This is a genomic window from Paralcaligenes ginsengisoli, assembly GCF_054781135.1.
The window spans coordinates 132538-151455 of sequence record NZ_BAAGUZ010000003.1; the positions used below are offsets into that span (position 1 = coordinate 132538).

Sequence of the window (18918 nt, forward strand, 5' to 3'; positions counted from 1 at the left end):
AGAGTCATAAAGATAATAGCGCAATTCATTGTGTATTCCGTTCCGGATATTCCGGTTTTACAGAATTTTCGGATCGATTAAACTAGCAGGCTATTTGCCCCCGGCGTTTGCTTGAGCTAGATTAGTACTTTTGTTGCACTGCAACTATCGCACCTGTGTTATCCCCCTCCGCCCGTCCCTAGGATCATTTATGACGAACTTTCCTCGTATTGAGCGTTTACCGCCCTATGTTTTTAATATTACCGGCGAGTTGAAAATGGCGGCGCGGCGGCGCGGAGAGGATATTATCGACATGTCCATGGGCAACCCCGATGGACCGACCCCCAAGCATATCGTCGACAAGCTGATTGAAGTGGCGAGCCGGCCCGATACGCACGGATACTCCGTGTCCAAGGGCATTCCGAGGCTGCGCAAGGCCATATCGGGCTGGTACGATCGCCGCTACGGTGTGCAGATCGACCCCGATTCCGAGGCGATTGTGACCATCGGCTCCAAAGAGGGGCTGGCGCACCTGATGCTGGCTACGCTCGATCGCGGCGATACGGTGCTGGTGCCCAATCCCAGCTACCCCATACATATTTATGGCGCCGTCATTGCCGGGGCGAATATCCGTTCGGTTCCCATGACTCCCGGGCTCGATTTTTTTGAGGAAATCGAGCGGGCAGTGCGCGAAAGCATACCCAAGCCAAAAATGATGATTCTGGGCTTTCCCAGCAACCCGACGGCCCAGTGCGTCGATCTCTCGTTTTTCGAACGGGTCGTGGCGCTGGCCAGGGAGCACAATATTCTGGTGGTCCATGATCTGGCCTATGCCGATATCACGTTTGATGGCTATGTGGCACCGTCGATCATGCAGGTCGAGGGCGCGCGCGATGTAGCGGTGGAGTTTTTCACCATGAGCAAAAGCTACAATATGGCCGGCTGGCGCGTGGGGTTCATGGTGGGCAACCGGGAACTGGTCAACGCTTTGGCGCGCATTAAAAGCTATCACGATTACGGCACATTCACGCCTATCCAGGTGGCCTCGATCGCCGCGCTCGAGGGTCCGCAAGATTGCGTTTCGCATGTGGTCGAACAATACCGCAATCGTCGCGATGTCCTCGCAAAGGGTTTGCACGAAGCCGGCTGGATGGTCGATATTCCCAAAGCATCCATGTATATATGGGCAAAGATTCCCGAGTTTTACCAGAAGCTCGGCTCGCTGGAATTTTCCAAGCGTGTGCTGGCCGACGCCAAGATTGCCGTTTCGCCAGGCATTGGCTTTGGCGAGTACGGAGACGATTACGTGCGTTTTGCATTGATCGAAAATGAGCAGCGCACGCGCCAGGCGGTGCGAGGCATTAAAGAGATGTTCCGCAAGGATGGTTTGAGTAAATGAGCCCCGTCAAAGTAGGTTTGCTGGGCCTGGGTGTCGTCGGCGGGGGCACGTGGAAAGTGCTGACGAACAATGTTGAGGAAATTGCGCGCCGCGCCGGGCGCCGCATCGAAGTTACGGCGGCGGCTGTGCGCGATGTCGAAAAGGCCAGGGCGCTGGTGGGCGATAGCATCAGGATTACGCGTGACGGCATGGAAGTCGTGCGCGACCCGAATATCGACATCGTGGTCGAATTGATTGGCGGCGATACTCTGGCTTTCGAGTGGGTCATGGAAGCGATCCGCCAGGGCAAGCACGTGGTCACGGCCAACAAGGCGCTGCTGGCCATGCATGGCAATGAAATTTTTGCCGCGGCCCACGCCAAAGGCGTCATGGTGGCCTTCGAGGCTGCCGTGGCTGGCGGAATTCCCATTATCAAGGCCATACGCGAAGGCCTTACCGCCAATCGCATCCAGTGGCTGGCGGGCATCATCAACGGCACCACCAATTTCATATTGTCTGAAATGCGGTCGCGCGGCCTGCCGTTCAACGTGGTGCTGGCCGAGGCGCAACGGCTGGGCTATGCCGAGGCGGATCCGACCTTCGATATCGAAGGCGTCGATGCGGCTCACAAACTGAGCCTGCTGGCATCGCTGGCGTTCGGCATTCCGGTGCAATTCGACAAGGCCTATATCGAAGGTATTTCCAATCTTGCGCAGGAAGATATCGCGCATGCCGAGCGCCTGGGCTATCGCATCAAATTGCTGGGAATCACCAAGCGGCGGCCCGAAGGTATCGAGTTGCGCGTGCACCCCACTCTCATCCCCACCGAGCGATTGCTGGCCAATGTCGAAGGTGCCATGAATGCGGTGCTGGTAAGCGGCGACATGGTGGGCGCTACCCTGTACTATGGCCAGGGAGCGGGCGAATTGCCCACGGCTTCATCGGTCGTGGCCGATCTGGTCGATGTCACCCGCCTGCAGGCGGCCGATCCCGAGCATCGTGTTCCGCATCTGGCCTTCCAGCCCGATGCCATGGCCGACACGCCGATTCTGCCCATGGCCGATGTGATATCGGCGTATTACCTGCGCCTGCATGTCGACGATCGTCCCGGCGTTCTGGCCGATCTGGCGCGGATCCTGTCCGATTCCGGCATTTCGATCGGTTCCATGTTTCAGGAACCGCATGGCGAGCATGCGGCCGATATTATTTTCCTGACCCATGAAGCGCGTGAAGGCGCGGTCAACAAGGCGCTCGAGAAAATCCAGGCTTTGCCTTTTGTTAAATCCCCGGTAACGCGTTTGCGTGTGGATAATCTGTCATGAAATATCGTTCAACTCGCGGCGGCATGGAGCTCCAGCCTTTTTCGGATATCCTGCTCGAAGGCCTGGCCCCCGACGGCGGCCTTGCCTTGCCGCAATCCTTGCCCAGGATCGGCGCCGAAACGCTGGAGTCATGGCGCGCGCTGCGCTATCCTGAACTGGCGGCGGAAGTGCTGGCCCTGTTTATTACCGACATTCCCAAAAGCGATCTGAGCCGGCTTACGCAGGCTGCCTATCACACCGATGCATTTGCCAGCAGCGAGATTGTGCCGCTCAAGCCACTGTCAAAGGGCTTGAGCCTGCTGGGGCTGTCCGAGGGGCCGACTCTGGCATTCAAGGACATGGCCATGCAGTTCCTGGGCCAGTTGTTTGAGTACGTGCTCGACAAGCGCCATGCCTCGATCACGATTCTGGGAGCCACTTCGGGCGACACTGGCTCGGCCGCGGAGTATGCCTTGCGCGGCAAGCGCGGCATTTCGGTGTTCATGCTGTCGCCGTACGGGCGCATGAGCGATTTCCAGCGCGCTCAGATGTATTCGCTGCAGGATCGCAATATTCACAATCTGGCGCTCAAGGGCGTATTCGATGAATGCCAGGACATCGTCAAGTCGCTGTCCAGCGATCTTGCCTTCAAATCGGCTTATCATCTGGGCGCGGTCAATTCCATCAACTGGGCGCGCATTGCCGCGCAAGTGGTGTATTACTTCTGGGGCTGGCTGCGCGCCACCTCGGGGCAGAACGCGGGGCATGCGCAGCAGGTATCGTTTGCCGTGCCTTCGGGCAATTTCGGCAATATTTTGTCGGGCCATATCGCGCGTGAGATGGGTTTGCCGATACGGCGGCTGGTGCTGGCCACTAACGAAAACAATGTGCTTGAAGAGTTTTTCCGCACGGGCGTGTATCGGCCCCGTTCGGCGGCTCAGACTTACGCAACGTCGAGTCCGTCGATGGATATTTCGCGGGCCTCCAATTTCGAGCGTTTCGTGTTCGATTTGGTGGGACAGGATGCGGACAAGGTTCGAGAGCTCTGGCAGCAGTTGGAGCAGAAGGGCGAGTTCGATTTAAGCGCCATGCAGCCTGATTTCGAAGCGCGCTACGGGTTTGTGGGCGGTGTCAGCACTCATGCCGATCGGCTCGATACGATACGTTCGGTCCATCGGGACAGCGGTTTGCTTATCGATCCGCATACGGCCGATGCGGTCAAGGTGGCGGCGGCCTATATAGAGACCGGCGTGCCCATGCTGGTGCTGGAAACGGCACTGCCCGCCAAGTTCAGCGAGACTATCGTAGAGGCTATAGGCCGGCCCGCTCCGGTGCCCGAGCATTTGCAGGAACTGGCCAGCTTGCCGCAGCGCGTGGAAATCATGGATTGCGACGCGCGACTGGTGCGGGAGTATATTAAGCAGCACGCGTAGGGTGGGCTTTTGTGGTCGGTTGCCGATGGCGTTCTTGAGGCGCGGGGGTGGCGGCCCAGGCGGGGCCATTCATTGAGGTCACGAGAAGCGGTAAGTTTGCAGATGCAGGCTGGTTTCGGTGTTGCTGATGCCGCGGATCAGCCGGATGCGCTCCAGCACTCCGGAAAGCTCCGATAAATTGGCCGCGCGCAGTTCCGCGAGCAGATCCCATCGGCCGTTGGTGTCGTGCAAAACCGCCACTCCTGGTTCACCCAGCAAACTGGCGATGACCGTGCGGGTTTCGTTGCCTTCGACGGCAATTCCCATCCAGGCGCGTATATCGTTGGGTTCGGCATCGGGCCTCAACCGGACTGTGTAGCCCACGATTATTCCCGCGTCTTCGAGCTTGGCGATGCGGTTATTGATCGTGCCGCGCGACACCCCCAGCTTTTTCGCCAGAGCGGCGACATTCATGCGGGCGTTTTTGCGCAAATGGGAAATCAGGGCTTGATCGGTGGCATCCATATTGTCATTATGGCATTTATAGATATCTAAATAGTAAATAAATGACAAAAAGATAGCAATATTGGCGATTTACTTTGCCATGGCTCTAGGCCACACTGCTTTCAACATCTCCAATTGGCAGAACCTATACTCTGGAGGCCATCATGAAAACCGGTCAAGTCAGCCATCGCATCCAAACCCTGTTTTTGAGTGCGCAAGATGTTGCGGTCATTGTGCGGCGCAAAGGCCTGGAGTTCTGTTTCAGTCAGCTGGTCGACGTGATGCGCGCCGATTTTCTGCGTTGGGCCGACTTCGACAAATCGGCCCGCGTTGCGAGATATTCGCCGAACGGAGTGATTGAGCTCATGCCGATTGCGGACAGCAAGACCTACAGTTTCAAGTATGTCAACGGCCACCCGCTCAATACGCAATTGGGCCTGCCTACGGTCATGGCATTCGGCGTGCTGGCCGACATGAATACCGGCACCCTTGAGTTGATCAGCGAACTGACCTTGACGACCGCCTTGCGTACGGCGGCGGCCTCGGCCTTGGCCGCCCGCGCCCTGGCTCGTCCGGATTGCCGCAGCATGGCTCTGATAGGCAATGGTGCGCAGAGCGAATTTCAGGCCCTGGCGTTTCATTATCTGCTGGGTATCCGCGAGTTGCGCCTGTTCGATCCCGATGTGGAGGCGACGCGCAAGCTGATGCGCAATCTGCGGGCTTTCGATCTGGGCCTGACGGCATGCGATTCTGTGGGCGAGGCGGTGCGAGGCGCAGATATTGTCACGACCATCACGGCGCACAACGGTTTGGCCGAAGTACTGGATGCGGAAATGCTCGATGCCGGCATGCACATCAATGCCGTGGGCGGCGACAGTCCCGGCAAGACCGAGCTGGCCCCATCGATTTTGCGGCGCGGCCAGGTGTTTGTCGAGTACGAGCCTCAAACTCGCGCAGAGGGCGAGCTACAGCGGCAGCCAGGGAATTTTGCCGTCACCGAATTGTGGCGGGTGCTGGCCGGGCAGGCCAAAGGTCGTGTCGATGCGCAACAGATCACCATTTTCGATTCGGTAGGATTTGCGCTGGAAGACTATTCGGCATTACGCTTGATGCGCGATCTGGCGCGCGAATTGGAAGTGGGGCAGGCTATTGGGATTGTTCCAGAGCTGGCAGACCCCAAGGATCTCTTTGGATATCTGAATTTGCTGAATAATGAGTCCCAGCGGGCATATATCGGGCCGCTTTGCAGTCAGACCGAAAAGGAAGTGTGTGGATGACCGGCAATATGAGTGCGATCAGTCTGATTGGAGCGCCCACCGATGTGGGGGCGAGTTGTCGTGGCGCCAGCATGGGTCCCGAGGCTTTGCGGGTGGCGGGATTGGCGCAGGCTCTGGAACGCCTGGGTGTCCAGGTTGCGGACTGCGGCAATCTGAGCGGCCCGGCCAATCCGTGGCAGCCTCCGGTCGACGGTTTTAGGCATTTGCCTGAAGTCGCGCAATGGAATGGCTTGCTGCACGACGCGGTCTATGCGGAGCTCTCGGCGGGGCGCCTGCCCGTCGTGCTCGGCGGCGATCATAGCCTGGGCATCGGCTCGATCAGCGCGGTGGCGCGCTATTGCCGGCAACACGGAAAAACCTTGCGGGTACTGTGGCTCGATGCTCACGCCGATTTCAATACGGCGGCGCTGACGCCCAGCGGCAATATCCACGGCATGCCGGTGGCCTGCCTGTGCGGTTACGGGCCACAGGAGTTGATTCGGATCGGCGGCCATGTGCCGGCCCTCGATGCGGCGCAGATCAGGCAGATCGGCATACGCAGTGTTGACGAGGGAGAGAAACAGTTTGTACATGAAGCGGGTATTGAAGTGTTCGACATGCGCACCATAGATGAAATGGGCATGCGTCAGACCATGGAGATGGCATTGCGGGATGTATGCGATAATGTGCATATGCACGTTAGCTTCGATGTCGATTTTCTCGATCCGGAAATTGCCCCCGGCGTTGCCACTACAGTACGCGGCGGGCCCAATTATCGCGAAGCGCAGCTTTGCATGGAAATGTTGGCCGATACGGGATGTTTATCCTCGCTGGATGTGGTGGAACTGAATCCGGCGCTGGATGTGCGTAACCAGACGGCCGAGTTGGCTGTCAGCCTGATCGAAAGCCTGTTCGGCAAGAGCACGCTGATGCGCAAATCGTAGCTATTCAAATACCAGGTTCCCAAGAGGAAATTATCGTGAGCCGCAAAACTCCTATAGAACGCTATCGCAACATTGGTATCAGTGCCCATATCGATGCCGGCAAGACTACGACCACCGAACGTATTCTTTTTTATTCCGGGGTAAGCCACAAGCTTGGCGAAGTCCACGAAGGCATGGCTACCATGGACTGGATGGAGCAGGAGCAGGAGCGCGGCATCACGATTACTTCGGCGGCCACTACCTGCTTCTGGAAAGGCATGGCCGGCAATTATCCCGAACATCGTATCAACATCATAGATACTCCCGGGCACGTCGATTTTACGATTGAAGTCGAGCGTTCCATGCGCGTGCTCGATGGCGCCTGCATGGTGTACGACGCGGTCGGTGGCGTGCAGCCACAGTCCGAGACGGTCTGGCGTCAAGCCAACAAATACAAAGTGCCGCGCCTGGCTTTCGTCAATAAAATGGATCGCGTCGGTGCCGATTTTTTTCGAGTGCAGCGGCAGATCCGTGAGCGCCTGAAGGGCAATCCGGTGCTGGTGCAAATTCCTGTCGGGGCCGAAGACAACTTTCACGGTGTGGTCGATCTGATCAAGATGAAGGCCATTATGTGGGACGATGCCACGCAAGGGGTCAAGTTCGAATATATCGATATCCCGGCCGAGCTGCAGGCCAGCGCAGGGCAGTGGCGAGCCAGCATGATCGAGGCGGTTGCCGAAGCCAGCGAGTCGCTTTTGCAGAAATACCTCGATGGCGTCGAACCGAGCGAAGATGAAATCAAGGCGGCATTGCGCCAGCGCACGATCGCCGGGGAAATCGTACCCATGCTGTGCGGCAGCGCCTTCAAGAACCGCGGCGTGCAGGCCTTGCTGGATGCGGTTATCGATTTCCTGCCCGCGCCCACCGATATTCCGCCGGTGTCCGGTCACGATGAGCGCGATCGCGTCGTCGAGCGCCGTGCCAGCGACGACGAAAAATTCTCAGGGCTTGCGTTCAAGATCATGAGCGACCCCTTTGTGGGGCATTTGACTTTTTTCCGTGTGTATTCGGGCGTCATGCGTTCGGGAGACTCGGTTTACAACCCGATCAAGGGCAAGAAGGAACGTGTGGGCCGTTTGCTGCAGATGCATGCCAATCACCGCAGCGAAATTACCGAGGTGTATGCGGGCGACATCGCGGCGGCGGTCGGCTTGAAAGAGGTGACCACCGGCGAAACGCTATGCGATCCGGCTCATGTGATTACTCTTGAACGCATGGTGTTTCCGGAGCCGGTCATCGCTCAGGCGGTGGAACCCAAGACCAAGGCCGACCAGGAAAAAATGGGCACGGCCCTGAACCGGCTGGCCGAGGAAGATCCCTCGTTTCGCGTGCATACCGACGAAGAATCCGGCCAGACGATTATTTCGGGCATGGGGGAATTGCATCTCGAGGTGCTGGTCGAGCGCATGCGCCGCGAGTTTGGCGTCGAGACGACCGTCGGCAAGCCGCAGGTGGCGTTTCGCGAAACCATACGCAAAGTCTGCGAGTCGAGCGAAGGGAAATTCATCAAGCAATCGGGCGGGCGTGGGCAGTATGGCCACGTAGTGCTCAAGATCGAGCCGCAGCCCGCCGGCAAGGGCTTCGAATTCGTCGATGCGATTAAAGGCGGTACCGTGCCGCGCGAGTTCATTCCGGCGGTAGAGAAGGGCGTGGTCGATTCCCTGAATGCCGGCGTGGTTGCCGGCTATCCGGTCGTCGACGTCAAGGTGACCTTGTTCTTCGGTTCGTATCACGACGTGGATTCCAATGAGAACGCCTTTCGCATGGCCGCTTCCATGGCGTTCAAAGAGGGCTGCCGCAAGGCGGGCCCCGTGCTGCTCGAACCCATGATGGCGGTGGAAGTCGAAACGCCGGAGGAAAAAATGGGCGACGTCATTGGCGATCTGTCGTCGCGCCGCGGCATGATACAGGGCATGGAGGACATTCCGGGCGGTGCCGGAAAAGCAGTGCATGCCGAGGTGCCGCTGGCGGAAATGTTTGGCTATTCCACTGCCTTGCGTTCGCTGACTCAAGGCCGCGCCACCTATACGATGGAGTTTCGGCATTATGCGGAAGCTCCGGCCATGGTGTCGGAGGCAGTGATACGTTCGCGTAGCCCGGAAAGAACCAAGGGCTGATCGTTCCCGGGAAACCGGGCTTACTCGATGGTTTCGTAAGGCAGGCCTACGTAGTTTTCGGCAATGTTGGCCAGGCCTGCCTCGGAGCTTGTGTAGTAGTCCAGTTCGGCCAACTGGATGCGTTGGCTGAAAGGGTCGTCGGAAAGTTTGTGCAGCATCGATGTCATCCACCATGAAAAACGCTCCGCCTTCCAGATGCGGCGCAGGCAGATTTCCGAGTATTTATCGAGCAAATCGCGGCGCCCCTCGTGGTAATTCTTTTTCATGATGGTGTACAGGGCATGGACATCGCTGGCGGCCAGGTTCAAACCCTTGGCGCCCGTGGGCGGGACGATGTGGGCGGCATCGCCCACCAGGAACAGATTGCCGAATTTCATGGGCTCCGCCACGAAACTGCGCAGCGGCGCGATGCTTTTCTCGATAGAGGGCCCGGTAATCAGTTTTGCCGCGACGTGTTCGGGCAGGCGGGCTCTGAGTTCATTCCAGAAGCGGTCGTCGGACCAGTCATCCACGCGATCTTCCAGTGAGCATTGCACGTAGTAGCGGCTGAGAATATTGGAGCGCTGGCTGCACAGGGCGAAGCCGCGTTCGTGGCTGGCGTAAATCAATTCGTGGTCGACAGGTGGCGTATTGGACAGCACGCCAAGCCAGCCAAAGGGATAGATACGTTCGAAGGTTCTGATGGCGTCATGGGGTACCGATCTGCGGCTTACTCCGTGAAAACCGTCGCAACCGGCGATGTAGTCGCATTCGAGTTCCATCCTTGCGCCGTCTTTTACGAAACTTACTCGCGGCTTGCCGGTATGGAAATCATGTATCTGAACATCCTTGGCTTCATATATGCTGATCCCCCCATGCTGGGCACGGGCCTGCATGAGATCTCGGGTGACTTCGGTCTGGCCGTAGATCATCACGGTTTTGCCGCCGGAGTAAGTCTTGAGATCGATTCGTCTCTGGATGCCGTTGAATGACAGCGAAACGCCTTCGTGCACATGTCCTTCACGGTCCATGCGTTCGCTGGCCCGGGCTTCTCGAAGCAGATCGACGGTGCCTTGTTCCAATACTCCGGCGCGGATGCGGGTCAGGACGTATTCCGGGGTTCTGGTTTCCAGAATGACGGTATCTATGCCCTGCAGGTGCAGCAACTGGCCCAGCAAAAGGCCGGAGGGGCCGGCGCCTATGATGGCTACCTGGGTTTTCATGAAGAGGTCTCCCGATCCACCCTTCAGCCGGCGTGCGCCTGATGCGACTGGCCGGCTTGGGCGGATTCTTTCTTGCCGTGGTTCAAGGAATGTTTCCATAGTGCGTCCACGCGGCGTATTTTGGAATGGACTTATAGCACTAATATTTGTACTTTTCGAATATCTCGGATTTTCATTGCAAGCCGGGTGAAAAATCCTGTTAGGATATGAAAACACTTGAATTTGCCAAGGCGGTTATCAATATGGCTCAGGTAGAAGCAGTCCCTGTTTATAAATTGTACGGTGAGCACCGGCAGTGGATGACGCCCGACATGGTGCATTGCGAATCCATTCCTGATCGAAGCAAATTGCATAATTGGCAGATCAAGCCGCACCAGCACCATGGCCTTATCCAGTTCCTGTATTTAAGGGCCGGTACGGCGCAGGTCCTGCTCGACGACACGCATGTCGATATGGAAGCGGGCGGGATCGTGGTGGTGCCGCAAATGTGCATACACGGTTTCAAGTTCGCCCTGAATGCCGACGGATATGTGGTGACGCTGGCGTACCCCCTGTTCGACAGGATAGGCCGCGATATGGACGATGCCCTGATTGCGTTGCCCCGCATATATCGCCCAGGCTCCGGCGACGGTGCCCATATCGGCATGGCCTTCGAGGCGCTGAATAAAGAATACCGGGGGCATGCGCCGCACCGGAATCTGCTGATGGAATCACTGCTGTCGGCGATCCTGATCTGGCTCAGCCGCAATCCGGCCGACGCAGCCCAGGAGATGCCCGTTGGGGTGGATCGGGGGCAGAAGCATTTCAAGAATTTTTGCCTGCTGATCGACGAGAATTACGCCCGACACTATTCGGTCGATCAGTATGCGCGAAGGCTGGGCATTACCGCCGCTCACCTCAATGTGTTGTGCCGTCAACGAGTGGGGCAATCGGCGCTGGATCTGATTCATCAGCGTGTCTTGCTCGAAGCCAAGCGAAGCCTGGTTTACACATCCATGACGATAAGCCAGGTGTCCAATACTCTGGGGTTTTCCGACCCGGCGTACTTCACGCGTTTTTTCAAGCGCCGGGTGGAGCTGTCCCCCAAGGATTTTCGTAAACGGGCGGCCACGTTATCGGACTGACAATTCAATGTCTTCAGCATGTTCTCATAATGAATTATCATGCACGATAGCCAAGTGGGCCGGGTGCGGCAGAGCGCATGACACGTGCGCAATCGCCAGTTTCGCAGTCGGATTGTTCATTGAATGGCCGGATGAACCGGCAACCCATCAGAGGCATATAACTACAAATAGCAAGGAGAAATAATGCAGATCAATAAAATACTGGCCGGTGCCGCCCTGGTTCTTGGCGCCACGACTTCCGCCTATGCCGCCAATGACCTCAAGATCGGCATGGTATTGCCGATGTCGGGTCCCTTTGCGGCCTACGGCAAACAGATATTGAACGGCGCCCGCCTGTACATCAGCGAGCACGGCGACGCGGTTGCCGGCCGCAAAGTAGTGCTGCTGGTCAAGGACGATACCGGCGTGGCGCCTGAACTCAGCAAGCGCGCCGCTCAGGAATTCGTGGTCAAGGACAAGGTGAATATTCTCGCGGGCTTTGGCCTGACCCCCTCCGCCTTTGCCGTCGGGCCTTTGTCCGCCGAGACCAAGATACCTATGGTGGTCATGAACGCCGCAACGTCTTCGGTGACCACCAAGTCGCCGTATATTGTGCGTACCTCAATGACCTTGCCGCAAATCACGGCGCCGATGGCCACGTGGGCCGCTAAAAACGGCATCAAGAAAGTATTCACGGTGGTGGCCGATTACGGCCCCGGCCACGACGCGGAAAAACAATTCAAGAAAACCTTTACCGAGGCCGGCGGCCAGATTGTGGGCGAAGTACGCACTCCGGTCAAAAACCCCGATTTCGCTCCTTTCCTGCAAAAAGTCAAAGATGCCCACCCCGATGCCGTATTTCTTTTTGTGCCGGCGGGCGAGCAGGGGGTGGCTTTCAGCAAGGGCTTCAAAGAGCGTGGCCTGGAGCAGGCCGGCATCAAACTGATCGCCACGGGCGACCTGACCGATGAAGACGTGCTCGACGCGATGGGCGACTCGGCCCTGGGCGTCATTACTTCTTTCCATTATGCCGAGTCCCATAAATCGCCCGAAAACAAGGCCTATACAGAGGCCTATCACAAGGCCTACCCCAAAAACCGCGCCAATTTCATGTCCGTGGCCGGCTATGACGGCATGCATCTGATCTACGATGTACTGAAAAAAACCGGCGGCGATGCCAGCGGCGACAAGTTCATCGCCGCGGCGAAAGGCGATAAATGGATCAGTCCCCGAGGCCCGATCTCAATCGATCCGGCAACTCGCGATATCGTCCAGAACGTGTATATACGCAAGGTAGAAAAAGTCGACGGCAAGCTGCAGAATGTCGAGTTCGATCACGTGGCCGATGTCAAAGACCCGGGTAAACAATAAGCTGGTCCGCTACGGACGCATAATGCGTTCGTAGCCGCTCGTTCGATCGCGAGAACATTTCATGACGATCCTCTTCGATGGCATCGCTTCCGGCGTATTGCTTTTTCTTATCAGCGTCGGCTTGTCCGTGACCCTGGGCTTGATGAATTTCGTCAACCTGGCGCATGGAGCCTTTGCCATGTTCGGCGGCTATGTATGCGTCATCCTTCTTGGGCGCTTCGGCGTGCCTTTTCTGGCGACGCTTCCTGTAGTGGCCATTGCCACGGCGCTGCTTGGCGTGGTGCTTGAGCGAACTTTATATCGCCGCTTGTACAAGGCTTCCGATCTCGATCAGGTCCTGTTCTCCATCGGGCTGGTTTTCATGGCCATGGCGGGCGCCAATTATTTCTTCGGCGCCTCGCAGCAACCTCTGGCGCTGCCCGATTTTCTGCGGGGCCAGTACCATCTGCCGGGCCTGGACATCGGCGTATACCGGCTTTTCCTGATTGGGGTGGGGCTGATTGTTGTGCTGCTGTTGCAATGGCTGGTGGTACGCACCCGTTTCGGGGCTCAATTGCGGGCATCGGTCGACAATCAGCGTGCGGCCCGTGGCCTTGGCATCGACGTGGATCGTGTATTCAGCCTGACATTCGCGCTGGGGTCGGCCCTGGCGGGACTTGGAGGCGCCCTGGGTGTGGAAATGCTCGGCCTCGACCCCACCTTCCCGGTCAAATACATTGTTTACTTCCTGATCGTGGTGGCGGTGGGCGGCAGCGGCAGCATCAAGGGTTCGCTGATCGCCGCCATTATCCTGGGTGTGAGCGATGTGGCCGGCAAGTATTACGTGCCACAGTTCGGTGCCTTTGTGATTTACGCGGTCATGGTCGCGATGCTGATTTTGCGGCCGCAAGGCCTGTTCGGGCGCCGTGCGGCGAAATAAGGCATGGGAACCCCAATGAAAGAAATTGCCATCACCGTCTCAGGGGCCGGGCCTCGGGTTTTGCTCGACCTGGAACCGTGGCGCCGCGCCGTGCGGTGGCGTCCTGCCGAGTATGTATTCTGGCTGATGCCGATTGTTGCCTATTTTGTGTTTGGCGATAATTTGCTGCTGATGAGCCAGATAGCCATTGTGTCGCTGTTTGCCTTGTCGCTGGACCTGATCCTGGGCTATGCCGGTATTGTGTCGCTGGGCCATGCGGCCTTCTTTGGCTTGGGCGCTTATGCAGCCGGCCTGCTGGCCAAGTATGGCATGGGGGAGCCGGTGCTGGGCCTGGCCGCGGCGGCGCTTGTGGCTGGTTTTGCGGGTTTTGTGTCCAGCTTTCTATTGTTGCGCGGCAGCGATCTGACCCGCCTGATGGTGACTTTGGGCGTTTCATTAATGTTGTTCGAACTGGCCAACAAGCTGACCGATTTCACCGGAGGCGTCGATGGCTTGCAGGGTGTGGAGGTAAAGCCCTTGCTCGGCCTGTTCTCTTTCGATATCTACGGCCGCACCGGCTATGTGTATTGCCTTGTGGTGCTGTTCGCGATGTTCTGGCTGGCACGGCGCATGGTGCATGCGCCGCTGGGCCAGAGCCTGCGCGGCATCCGCCAGAATGGCTTGCGCATGCCTGCGCTGGGTGTGCCGGTAAAAAGAAGGTTGGTGCTTGTTTACACCGTGGGTGCGGCCTATGCCGGGGTGGCGGGTGCCCTGCTTACGCAGACCAATGCCTTTGTTTCGCTGGATGTGCTCAGCTTCCAGCGTTCCGCCGAGTTGCTGGTCATCCTGGTGCTGGGCGGCACGGGCAGCTTGTATGGCGCCTTGCTGGGCACTATCGTGTTCATGGTGGCTCACAACACTCTGGCGGACATCAACCCGCAATACTGGGAGTTCTGGCTTGGCCTGTTCCTGGTGCTGATTGTGCTGTTTGCGCGCGACGGCATCATGGGGGGGCTTGGTCGCCTTTGCGCCGCATGGCGCCGGCGACATCCAGGCAGCGAGGCCATTTCAGGGGCGAGGGAGAATAGGCCATGAAGTATGCATTGCAGACTCGCAACCTGGTCAAGAGGTTTGGCGGCTTTGTCGTGACCGACAACGTCAGCCTGAACGTCGCCGAGGGCGCGCGCCATGCCTTGATCGGGCCCAACGGCGCGGGCAAGACGACGCTCATCAATTTGTTGACCGGCTTTCTCGTGCCCACCTCCGGCTCCGTGACCGTGCATGGCCAGGATGTGACCGGCATGGCCCAGCACATCCGGGTCCGGCAAGGCCTGGTCCGCACGTTCCAGATCAACCAGTTGTTTCCCGGCATGACGGTGCTCGAATCGCTTGTCATGGCCGTATGCGAGCGCCGTGGCCTGGGCGCCCGCTGGTGGCGTCCGGTAGGGATGTATGCCGAAGTCGCCGATGAGGCGGCCGAATTGCTCTCGCGCCTGCGGCTGCTCGACGTTGCATACGAAAAGATCCGAAGCCTGGCTTATGGCCGGCAGCGTTTAATCGAAATTGCGCTGGCCCTGGCTGCCCGGCCGCGTGTCCTGCTGCTTGACGAGCCCGCCGCCGGCGTGCCCGCCGGCGAGAGCCGCGAATTGTTTGAAACCATTGCGCAATTGCCTCGCGATGTGACCATATTGCTGATCGAGCACGATATGGATCTGGTGTTCCGGTTTGCCGAACGCATATCGGTGCTGGTTGCCGGCGCGCTGTTAATGGACGATTTGCCGCAGGCAATCGCCAACGATCCCCGTGTCAAGGAAGTGTATCTGGGGGAGGCCGCCTGTGGCTGAATTGCTTCGTCTGAAAAATGTATGGGCGGGCTACGGCGACGCCACGGTACTGGAAGACATCTCCTTTGCGCTCGACGAAGGTACAAGCCTGGCGCTGCTGGGCCGCAATGGCATGGGCAAGAGTACATTGCTTGCCACCCTGATGGGAGCCGCCCGGTTGCGCCGGGGCAGTATGACCATCGAGGGGCGCGATCTGGTCAGGACTCCCGGCCATTTGAGAGCGCAGGCCGGTTTTGGATGGGTGCCCCAGGAGCGCGATATTTTTCCTTCCCTCACGGTCGAGGAAAACCTGACAGTCGTTGCCAGACCGGGCTCCTGGGATCTGGCGCGGGTGTATTCCACTTTTCCACGCCTGAAAGAGCGGCGCGCAAACATGGGTAATCAGCTTTCGGGAGGAGAGCAGCAGATGCTGGCCATGGGGCGCGCCCTGATGCTCAATCCCCGTATTCTGCTGCTCGACGAACCGCTGGAAGGCTTGGCGCCGCTGATTGCGCAGGAACTGCTGCAAATCATAGGCCGAATGGTGAGCGAGGGCAGTATGACGGTTATCCTGGTAGAGCAGCATGCCCATCAGATTCTGCCCATCACCCGGCAGGCTATTGTGCTGGAGCGCGGCCGCATCGTTTACGAGGGAGCGAGCCGTGTTCTATCGGACGACCCGGCCATGCTGGATCAGTGGCTGGGCGTCACGGCCCGTTGAGCTTGGATTGATGCGGGCGGGCGCAAGGCCCGCCTATGCCTTCGTCCCGTTCCATTCCAATTACGTCAGTGAAGCCAGGAAATTTTCGACGGCCTGTGCAAAGGCCTTGGGCTGTTCCGTGACGGCCAAATGCGATGCTTCGGGTATTACGACAAGCTGGGCGCCGGGGATTTGCGAGGCGATGGTCTTCGACATGGCCACAGGCGCGCCCTGATCCAGTTCGCCGGCAATGACCAGCGCTGGTGCCTTGATTTGCGACAGGCGGTGGGTTGTGTCGACGGTACCTACGGCATTGCAGCAGCCCATATAGCCGTCCTGGTCTGTGGTGACCAGGCGTCGGCGGAATGCGGCGACTGCGCCCGCGTGCTCCTGGCGAAAGCCTTCGTGAAAATACCGTTCCATGACCGCATCGGCTATGACTTCTATGCCTTGGGCGCGGACGGTTTCAATGCGTTGTTGCCAAACTGCCCGGACCGCATCGGGGTATTCCGACGTGGAGTTGGCGATGACCAGGGCCGATACCAGCGACGGATGGCGGATCGCCAGTTCCTGCCCAACCATGCCGCCCATGGATAGGCCGATCCAGATTACCGGCCCGCATCCGAGTTCGCGAACCAGGCGCGCCGCGTCCTCGGCCAGTTCCTCCATGCTGTAGAGCGCAAGCGGGGCATCGGAACTGCCATGGCCGCGATGGTCGTAGGAGACGACGTTGTAATCGGCCGTCAGGAAATCGGCCATCTGGTTCCACATGCTCAGATCGCAGCCCAGCGCATGGCTGAGCACTATGGTTTTGGGAGCCGGAGCGCGGCCGCGAGCCGGGCGCATACTGTAATGCAGCGCAGGTTTGCTGTGTGTGACAGCTTCTGTACCCGCACCCGGGCGGCGAGCTTCGAAGAGCGATGCGGGTTCGAGCTCATAGCCGATTTGCGGGCCGATTTCGCGCAGTATCTTCTGTGCGTGCGTAAAGCCTGTATTGGCGGCGGGCACGCCGGCATAGACCGCCGTCTGAATCAGGACTTCTTTCAATTCGTCTGGTGTCAGGCGCGTGTCTGGGTCGCCCAGCAAAGCAGCGCGCACATGCAGCTCGAATTCTTCCCAGCGGCCCAGCGACATGGTGATGGCCAGCACTATAATGCGGCGAGTCTGTTTTTCGAGTCCGGGCCGGCTCCAGATCTCGTCCCAGGCAAATCGCGTGATCAAGTGCTGGAACTCCGCATTGAAATTGGTGGCATTGCCGATGGAGCGGTCCACCCAGGCATCTCCCAGGATCTGCCGGCGATTTCGCAGGCCGCGTTCAAGGTCATTGTCAAAGGGGTCGTAGCTCATGGGTGCGATACTCGGGGTGTGGTGAATGGAGGCGCAATGCGGCGAAACGCCTTGCGCTGTCGGGAAGCCAATTTTGCCACATAATAAAGGCATGCTTCTTGCGTGCCACATCCATATCGGGAACGCGGCAAGGAATGCCTTGATCTAATGCGGTGAGGCGAATTTAATCGCTATCGCAAGAAATAGAGCGAAAGCCCTTGTTGCGGCAGGGCTATTTCTTTACACAGGCTGGCAGGGGCTCCGCCCATGCGCCTTGGCTTATTCAGAAGGCGGCACCATGATGACTTATGACGTAAAACTGCAAAAACACGACAATGTTGCGGAAGGCACTATGGCCTTTCATTTTGAAAAGCCGAGCGGCTTCACGTTCAAGCCGGGACAAGCTCTGGATGTGATTTTGCCCGGGCTGGAAGCTGGCGATGCGCAGAATGCGCGACACACGTTTTCCATTGTCAGCGCGCCTGCGCAAAGTGATCTGGTTATTGCGACGCGCATGCGCGACAGCGTGTTCAAGAATGCGCTCAAAGCCTTGCCTGCCGGGTCTGTCGTGAAGCTCGAAGGGCCTTTTGGATCGCTGACTCTGCACAATAATCGCGCACGTGCCGCAGTTTTTATTGCCGGGGGCATAGGTATAACGCCTTTCATGAGCATACTGAAGCAGGCCGGGAACGATAAGTTGCCTCAGAATCTGACATTGCTGTATGCCAACCGGCGGCCCGAAGATGCGGCATTTCTGGCCGAGCTGCAACAGCTCGAGCAGCAAAACGCGCATTTTCGCCTGATCGGCGTCATGGCGCAGATGGAAAAGTCCAGCATGCCCTGGAAGGGGGAAACCGGGCTGATCGACGGCGATCTGATAAAGCGCGCCATCGCTGGCCTGCAAAGCCCTATTTACTATCTGGTTGGGCCTCCGGCCATGGTTGAGGCCATGCGGACCACTTTGAATCAGATTGGTGTTGACGATGACGATATACGGACCGAAGAGTTTTACGGGTATTAGGGTATTTTTGGTTCGAGTGTTTACGGCATTCTTTGATGGATGGGGTATTGGTATATAAAGCCGCCGTCTATCGGGGCTTGGGGTCAGGCCCGGCACGGCGTGCTTGATCCGGATCTACCTCGTCCAGGCGGGCGTCGGGCGAACTCGCCCAGCCTCGCGAGGCTGGGCTCAGACAGCGCCCGCCGAAAGCCCCCGCCTTCCCTACGGTAGCATCCGGCGCACGCCTTACGCCGGTCCTGACCCCAAGCCCCGATAGACGGCTCACGTAATGGCATGCCTGGAACTGCATCACGGGATGTCCGGAATTTACGTGCTTGCACCTACCGTTAATGGGCCTGCACCCATAGAACCGTTAACGTGCCCGCACCCATGCCTTCTATCGAGCGGCCACTACACCACGCTGTGCCAAACCCTGGATTTACTAAGCGCCCGACGCCTCAACGTAGTCTGTGATTGGCTCAACGCGGCTTCCCCAATGTATACCCCGATGCATGACCTCAACGCAAGCCGCAGGGTGGGCGGTGCTGTGTAGTCCGGCGGTAGT

Annotated in this window: 16 protein-coding genes; 13 read left to right on the forward strand and 3 right to left on the reverse strand. The window is 58.3% G+C overall.

What is annotated here, in order from left to right; translation table 11 throughout:
* The first annotated feature begins 190 nt into the window (after positions 1-190).
* The 3 genes from alaC to thrC are packed head-to-tail and all read left to right on the forward strand — an operon-like array spanning position 191 to position 4091.
* Positions 191-1378, forward strand: a complete 1188-nt coding sequence (alaC, locus tag ACYVIS_RS03200) for an alanine transaminase (protein WP_232744236.1) — start codon at positions 191-193, stop codon at positions 1376-1378.
* Entirely contained in the window at positions 1375-2679 is a 1305-nt protein-coding gene (locus tag ACYVIS_RS03205; protein WP_232744235.1) for a homoserine dehydrogenase, read from the forward strand. The genes alaC and ACYVIS_RS03205 overlap by 4 nt, the downstream gene beginning before the upstream one ends.
* The gene (gene thrC, locus ACYVIS_RS03210) at positions 2676-4091 is read left to right on the forward strand and encodes a threonine synthase (RefSeq protein WP_460873244.1); all 1416 of its coding nucleotides are present in this window, start codon (positions 2676-2678) and stop codon (positions 4089-4091) included. Before ACYVIS_RS03205 ends, thrC begins: the two co-directional genes overlap by 4 nt.
* Positions 4092-4169: 78 nt before the next feature.
* On the opposite strand, the gene ACYVIS_RS03215 is transcribed toward thrC, so the two are convergent.
* On the reverse strand, positions 4170-4595 hold the full coding sequence (locus ACYVIS_RS03215) for an Lrp/AsnC family transcriptional regulator (protein WP_232744233.1): 426 nt from the start codon (positions 4593-4595) through the stop codon (positions 4170-4172).
* A gap of 143 nt (positions 4596-4738) precedes the next feature.
* Here ACYVIS_RS03215 and ACYVIS_RS03220 point away from each other — a divergent pair, with 143 nt between their 5' ends.
* From ACYVIS_RS03220 to fusA, 3 genes are read left to right on the forward strand one after another with little or no spacing between them, the layout of a single operon-like run.
* Entirely contained in the window at positions 4739-5851 is a 1113-nt protein-coding gene (locus ACYVIS_RS03220; protein ID WP_460873245.1) for an ornithine cyclodeaminase, read from the forward strand.
* Positions 5848-6774, forward strand: a complete 927-nt coding sequence (gene rocF / locus ACYVIS_RS03225) for an arginase (protein ID WP_232744231.1) — start codon at positions 5848-5850, stop codon at positions 6772-6774. Before ACYVIS_RS03220 ends, rocF begins: the two co-directional genes overlap by 4 nt.
* 35 nt (positions 6775-6809) lie before the next feature.
* Positions 6810-8930 (forward strand): elongation factor G, encoded by a 2121-nt coding sequence (gene fusA, locus ACYVIS_RS03230; protein ID WP_460873246.1) that lies wholly within the window; start codon positions 6810-6812, stop codon positions 8928-8930.
* Positions 8931-8950: 20 nt separating this feature from the next.
* Here fusA and pobA read toward each other — a convergent pair whose 3' ends face one another.
* Positions 8951-10132, reverse strand: a complete 1182-nt coding sequence (pobA, locus tag ACYVIS_RS03235; RefSeq protein ID WP_232744229.1) for a 4-hydroxybenzoate 3-monooxygenase — start codon at positions 10130-10132, stop codon at positions 8951-8953.
* A 206-nt stretch (positions 10133-10338) separates the two neighbouring features.
* Between pobA and ACYVIS_RS03240 the strand changes: the two genes are divergently transcribed.
* From ACYVIS_RS03240 to ACYVIS_RS03265, 6 genes are all read left to right on the forward strand, one after another.
* Positions 10339-11256, forward strand: a complete 918-nt coding sequence (locus tag ACYVIS_RS03240; RefSeq protein WP_232744228.1) for a helix-turn-helix domain-containing protein — start codon at positions 10339-10341, stop codon at positions 11254-11256.
* 183 nt (positions 11257-11439) lie between these two features.
* Positions 11440-12606, forward strand: a complete 1167-nt coding sequence (locus tag ACYVIS_RS03245) for an ABC transporter substrate-binding protein (RefSeq protein WP_232744227.1) — start codon at positions 11440-11442, stop codon at positions 12604-12606.
* A 61-nt stretch (positions 12607-12667) separates the two neighbouring features.
* A complete protein-coding gene (locus ACYVIS_RS03250) occupies positions 12668-13525 on the forward strand; it encodes a branched-chain amino acid ABC transporter permease (RefSeq protein WP_460873248.1) in 858 nt (285 codons plus the stop codon).
* Positions 13526-13540: 15 nt separating this feature from the next.
* Positions 13541-14599, forward strand: coding sequence for a branched-chain amino acid ABC transporter permease (locus ACYVIS_RS03255; RefSeq protein ID WP_460873249.1), 1059 nt, complete (start codon positions 13541-13543; stop codon positions 14597-14599).
* Positions 14596-15348 (forward strand): ABC transporter ATP-binding protein, encoded by a 753-nt coding sequence (locus tag ACYVIS_RS03260; protein ID WP_460873250.1) that lies wholly within the window; start codon positions 14596-14598, stop codon positions 15346-15348. The genes ACYVIS_RS03255 and ACYVIS_RS03260 overlap by 4 nt, the downstream gene beginning before the upstream one ends.
* Positions 15341-16048, forward strand: a complete 708-nt coding sequence (locus ACYVIS_RS03265; RefSeq protein WP_232744223.1) for an ABC transporter ATP-binding protein — start codon at positions 15341-15343, stop codon at positions 16046-16048. The genes ACYVIS_RS03260 and ACYVIS_RS03265 overlap by 8 nt, the downstream gene beginning before the upstream one ends.
* Positions 16049-16108: 60 nt before the next feature.
* On the opposite strand, the gene pcaCD is transcribed toward ACYVIS_RS03265, so the two are convergent.
* Positions 16109-17374 (reverse strand): bifunctional 4-carboxymuconolactone decarboxylase/3-oxoadipate enol-lactonase PcaCD, encoded by a 1266-nt coding sequence (pcaCD, locus tag ACYVIS_RS03270; protein ID WP_460873251.1) that lies wholly within the window; start codon positions 17372-17374, stop codon positions 16109-16111.
* A 277-nt stretch (positions 17375-17651) separates the two neighbouring features.
* On the opposite strand from pcaCD, the gene ACYVIS_RS03275 reads away from it, so the two are divergent.
* On the forward strand, positions 17652-18374 hold the full coding sequence (locus ACYVIS_RS03275) for a ferredoxin--NADP reductase (RefSeq protein ID WP_460873252.1): 723 nt from the start codon (positions 17652-17654) through the stop codon (positions 18372-18374).
* The last annotated feature ends 544 nt before the right edge of the window (positions 18375-18918 follow it).

Excerpts from the sequence above, each read along its gene's own strand:
- ACYVIS_RS03205 (WP_232744235.1), top strand. The coding sequence starts at position 1,375 with ATGAGCCCCGTCAAAGTAGGTTTGCTGGGCCTGGGTGTCGTCGGCGGG.
- thrC (WP_460873244.1), top strand. The coding sequence starts at position 2,676 with ATGAAATATCGTTCAACTCGCGGCGGCATGGAGCTCCAGCCTTTTTCG.
- rocF (WP_232744231.1), top strand. The coding sequence starts at position 5,848 with ATGACCGGCAATATGAGTGCGATCAGTCTGATTGGAGCGCCCACCGAT.
- ACYVIS_RS03240 (WP_232744228.1), top strand. The coding sequence starts at position 10,339 with ATGAAAACACTTGAATTTGCCAAGGCGGTTATCAATATGGCTCAGGTA.
- ACYVIS_RS03260 (WP_460873250.1), top strand. The coding sequence starts at position 14,596 with ATGAAGTATGCATTGCAGACTCGCAACCTGGTCAAGAGGTTTGGCGGC.
- pobA (WP_232744229.1), bottom strand. The coding sequence starts at position 10,132 with ATGAAAACCCAGGTAGCCATCATAGGCGCCGGCCCCTCCGGCCTTTTG.
- ACYVIS_RS03250 (WP_460873248.1), top strand. The coding sequence starts at position 12,668 with ATGACGATCCTCTTCGATGGCATCGCTTCCGGCGTATTGCTTTTTCTT.
- ACYVIS_RS03275 (WP_460873252.1), top strand. The coding sequence starts at position 17,652 with ATGATGACTTATGACGTAAAACTGCAAAAACACGACAATGTTGCGGAA.
- ACYVIS_RS03245 (WP_232744227.1), top strand. The coding sequence starts at position 11,440 with ATGCAGATCAATAAAATACTGGCCGGTGCCGCCCTGGTTCTTGGCGCC.
- alaC (WP_232744236.1), top strand. The coding sequence starts at position 191 with ATGACGAACTTTCCTCGTATTGAGCGTTTACCGCCCTATGTTTTTAAT.
- pcaCD (WP_460873251.1), bottom strand. The coding sequence starts at position 17,374 with ATGAGCTACGACCCCTTTGACAATGACCTTGAACGCGGCCTGCGAAAT.
- ACYVIS_RS03215 (WP_232744233.1), bottom strand. The coding sequence starts at position 4,595 with ATGGATGCCACCGATCAAGCCCTGATTTCCCATTTGCGCAAAAACGCC.
- ACYVIS_RS03220 (WP_460873245.1), top strand. The coding sequence starts at position 4,739 with ATGAAAACCGGTCAAGTCAGCCATCGCATCCAAACCCTGTTTTTGAGT.
- ACYVIS_RS03255 (WP_460873249.1), top strand. The coding sequence starts at position 13,541 with ATGAAAGAAATTGCCATCACCGTCTCAGGGGCCGGGCCTCGGGTTTTG.